The organism is Longimicrobium sp. (assembly GCF_048594345.1).
GTDB lineage: Bacteria > Gemmatimonadota > Gemmatimonadetes > Longimicrobiales > Longimicrobiaceae > Longimicrobium.
In genome coordinates, this window is record NZ_JBMDXM010000144.1 from 1 (window position 1) to 3,768 (window position 3,768).

At 71.1% G+C, this 3,768-nt stretch carries 2 protein-coding genes; both read left to right on the plus strand.

The genetic code is table 11. The features are described from left to right. Positions 1 to 88 precede the first annotated feature (88 nt). Positions 89 to 1,546 carry a S41 family peptidase gene (locus ACOJUJ_RS15815; RefSeq protein WP_420127862.1) on the plus strand — a complete coding sequence of 486 codons (1,458 nt, stop codon included), beginning with the start codon at positions 89 to 91 and terminating at the stop codon, positions 1,544 to 1,546. Positions 1,547 to 1,619: 73 nt separating this feature from the next. After that, positions 1,620 to 3,344 (plus strand): M28 family peptidase, encoded by a 1,725-nt coding sequence (locus ACOJUJ_RS15820; RefSeq protein WP_420127863.1) that lies wholly within the window; start codon positions 1,620 to 1,622, stop codon positions 3,342 to 3,344. Positions 3,345 to 3,768 lie beyond the last annotated feature (424 nt).

Below are 3,768 nucleotides of genomic sequence, written 5' to 3' on the forward strand. Positions count from 1 at the left end.
TGCCGTCGCCCGCGCGCATGCCGTCGAACAGGCGCGTGACGACGGCGCGCACGGCGGCCGCGACGGCGAGCAGCTCTTCCACGAAGTGGTGAGCCACCTGGCCACCGTGGGGCTGGATTCGCTGAACGAGGCGGAGCTGTACGAAAAGGCCGCCCGCGGTCTGCTGGTGCAGATCGGTGACCCGTACGCGGACCTGTTTTCGCCCGAGGAGCTGGCGGAGTTCTCGCGCATGGCGCTGCGCAACTCCTACACGGGCGTGGGGATGCAGATCACGCTGGTGCGCGACACGGCCACGGTGACGCGCGTGTTCGGCGGGTCGCCGGCGGCGATGGTGGCCGTGCGCGCCGGCGACCGCATCGTGCGCGTGGGCGGCGAGCCGGTGACGGGCATCCCCCTGGACCAGGTGACGAACCGGCTGCTTGGGACGCCGGGGACCACGGTGGAGGTGGAGTACGTGCGCCACGGCGCGGCCCCCTTCACCCATCGCTTCGTCCGCGAGCGCATCCGCTACCCGTCGGTGAGCTACGCGGTCATGCTGGAGCCGGGGATCGGCTACGTGCCGCTGGAAAGCTTCAACGACACCAGCGGCGACGACGTGCGCCGGGCCGTTTCGGCCCTGCGCAAGAGCGGCGCGACCTCGTTCGTGCTGGATCTGCGCGGCAACACCGGCGGCTCGCTGGACCAGGCCGTGCGCATCAGCTCGCTCTTTCTGCGCCCGGGGCAGCAGGTGCTGCGCGCCGACTTCCGCGGCGCGCCGGACGAGACCTACGTGGCCCGCGAGGAGCCCGTGGCGCCCGACGCGCCGCTGGTGGTGCTGACGGACGGGCAGAGCGCGTCGGCGTCGGAGATCGTGGCCGGGGCGCTGCAGGACCACGACCGCGCCGTCATCATCGGCACCACCAGCTTTGGCAAGGGGCTGGTGCAGGACATCTTTCAGCTGGAGGGCGGCTGGGCGCTCAAGCTCACCACCGGCCGCTGGTACACGCCCAGCGGCCGCACCATCCAGCGCGAGCGCCGCATCAACGAGCAGGGCCGGCTGGTGGAGGTGCCGCAGGACTCGGTGACGGAGCGGCCGGTCTTCCGCAGCGACGCGGGGCGTCCCGTCTACGGCGGCGGCGGCATTACCCCCGACGTGGCGGTGAACCCCGACTCGCTGGCCGGGGCCGAGCGCGACCTGATGCGCCTGCTGGCTCCGCGTGGCGCGCTGGTGAACGAGGTGCTGCAGGAGATGGCGGTGGACCTGGGGCTGAATGCGGCCCCGGACTTTCGCGCCGCCCCCGTCCGCGAGGAGCTGCTGCGGCGGCTGGAGCGCAAGGGCGTGCAGCTGGATCCCGCCGCCTACCGCGCCGGCGGCACCCTGGTGGACCGGCTGCTGGAGGACCGGGTGCTGGAGTTTGCCTACGGCGACTCGGCCGCGTTCCGCCGCGCCATCCCGCGCGACAAGCAACTGCAGAGCGCGGTGGAGGTGCTGCGCGGCGCCCGCACGCAGAACGACGCGCTGGCGCGCGCCGCCGCCCGTCCGTCCGCGCCCCGCACGCGCTCCTGAGATGTTTCGAAGGTCCCTGGCGGGGCGCCGGCCGGCGCCCCGCCCATTCCCACTGCACCCAAAGGCAGAGACTTTGAACCCCCGCACCCGTCTGGCCGCGATCGCCGCGGCCGCGCTTGCCGCGGCGCCGGCGGCGGCCCAGGCGCCCCGCACGGAGGGCCCGGCCACCTTTGCCCCGCGCCCCACCACGGGCGACGTGACCGCGCAGGACCTGCGCACCCGCATCTACGGCCTGGCCGCGGACAGCATGCGGGGTCGCGAGGCCGGTACGCGCGGCGGCGTGATGGCCACCGACTACATCGCCGCCGAGGCGCGCCGCATGGGGCTGCAGCCCGGGGGCGACAACGGCACGTTCTTCCAGGAAGTTCCGCTGGTGCAGCACGGGGTGGATCCCAGCGCCCAGCTTGTGGCGGACGGCGCCACGTTCGCCTTTGGCACCGACTTCCTTCTGGTTCCCACCTACGGCGGCGTGCTGCGCTTCGCCGACCGCTTTCAGGCGAACGGCGTGCAGGTGGTGTACGGCGGCCGCGTGGGCGACGAGGCGCGCATGATCTCGCCCGAGGCGGCGGCCGGCAAGCTGGTGGTGTTCGCCGCGCCGCTGGGCCCGGACGGGCAGCCGGCCAGCCAGTTCTACGCGGGCGGCCGCACCTACGAGCGCTACGCCGACGCGGCGGGGGTGGCCTTCGCCACGCTGGACTACACCCCGCCGGGGATGGCGGGCTTTTTCCGCGAGCCGCGCACGGAACTGGCCGGCGCCCCGGCCGCGCCGGATCCCCGCCGCTTTCCGCCGGGGCTCATCATCACCACGGCGGTAGCGGCGCGGCTGCTGGGGACGCCCCTCGCCAGCGCGCAGGTGGGCGCCGCGGGGCGCACGGTCAGCGGCTCGGCGGCGTTCTTCGAGCGGCCGATCGAGTTTCCCGCGCGCAACGTGGTCGCCATCCTTCCGGGAAGCGATCCGGCGCTGCGGGGGCAGTACGTGGCCATCGGCTCCCACAACGACCACGTGGGCGTGACGAGCGAGGCGGTGGACCACGACTCGCTGCTGGCCTTCAACCGCATCCTGCGCCCCGAGGGGCTGGAGCAGCCGCCGGCGGAGTGGACGGACGAGAACCGCGCCGCCTTCCGCGCCGAGCTGGCCCGCGCGCGCGCCGAGGGCCCAGCGCGACTGGACTCCGTGTTCAACGGCGCGGACGACGACGCGTCGGGGACGGCGGGGATGCTGGAACTCGCGCAGTACTTTGCCGCCCAGCGCACCAGGCCGCGGCGCTCGCTGCTCTTTGTCTGGCACACGGCGGAGGAGATGGGCCTGTACGGATCGGAGTACTTTACCGACCATCCCTCGGTGCCGCTGGACAGCATCGTGGCGCAGCTGAACATCGACATGATCGGCCGTGGCGGCGTGGGCGACCTGCCCAACGGCGGGCCCGCGTACCTGGAGCTGGTGGGCTCGCGCCGCCTGTCGACGCAGCTGGGCGACCTGGTGGAGGAGGTGAACCGCGAGCGCGGCTTCGGCTTCAGCTTCGACTACGGGATGGACGCGGACGGCCATCCCATGAACATCTACTGCCGCTCGGACCACTGGAACTACGCCCGCTTCGGCATCCCGGTGACGTTCTTCACCAGCGGCGGGCACAGCGACTACCACATGCTCACGGACGAGCCGCAGTACATCGAGTACGACAAGATGGTGCGCGTGGTGCGGCTGATCGGCTCCGTGGCCGAAGAGGTGGCCAACCGCGACGCCCGCCTGGTGGTCGACAAGCCCAAGCCGCAACCGGGCGCCGAGTGCCGGCAGTAGCGGTGCACTGATCCCGATTCGGTCGATACGATCCGCCCCTCCCCGGGTTTTCCGGAGAGGGGCGGATTTTTTGTCGATGGAGCAGGGTCGGCAACAGATGGGTCTCACGCAGAGTTACCAGAGTTAGCAGAGTTTTCTCGTGCCGGATCCTCCGGGATCTTCCCAATCCTCGAGAAGAATGGCCTCACACGGAGTCAACGGAGTTAACGGAGTTGAGTCCAGTCTAAAAAGCCTCTTGGGTTTCTGCAGATTCTTCTTGGATATTGCCGCCCCTGCACCTACTGTGTTTCGTCCGAACGAGGCGCACCGTCAGCAGGACATGTTCGGTGTCGAGTCGCGGCTTCCCTCCCATATGTGGGAGCTGCTCAAGAAGTCGGAGGAGTATGCTTTCTACAAGGAGATCTTCTGCCGCATCCCGGAGCCG